General features: G+C 63.0%; 1 pseudogene. It reads left to right on the top strand.

Annotation, left to right across the window (positions count from 1 at the left end):
* A pseudogene (locus AAEY83_RS14705) lies at window positions 1–276 on the top strand (hypothetical protein); the annotation flags it as partial.

Here is a 276-nt window from a genome sequence, read left to right as displayed (position 1 = left end):
AGCTTCAGCCGACCATCGCGCAGATCAAACAAAGCATCACCGAAGCGCGCGGCACGGCCGATCAGTCATCGGAAATTGCCCGCCAGACCAGCGAAGGCATGCAGGTGCAATTCCGCGAGATCGATCAGGTCGCCACCGCCTCCAACGAAATGAGCGCCACTGCCCACGACGTCGCCAACAGTGCCTCGAACGCCGCCAACGCCGCCAAGGGTGCCGATCAGTCGGCGAAGGACGGCATGGCGATCATCGAGCGCAGCACCCGCGACATCAATCAGC

Origin of the sequence: Psychrobacter sp. TB20-MNA-CIBAN-0197 (assembly GCF_040309765.1) — a bacterium.
Classification (GTDB): domain Bacteria; phylum Pseudomonadota; class Gammaproteobacteria; order Pseudomonadales; family Moraxellaceae; genus Psychrobacter; species Psychrobacter submarinus.
Note: the sequence above shows the minus strand (reverse complement) of the source record. Positions and strands in the feature narration are given on the sequence as shown.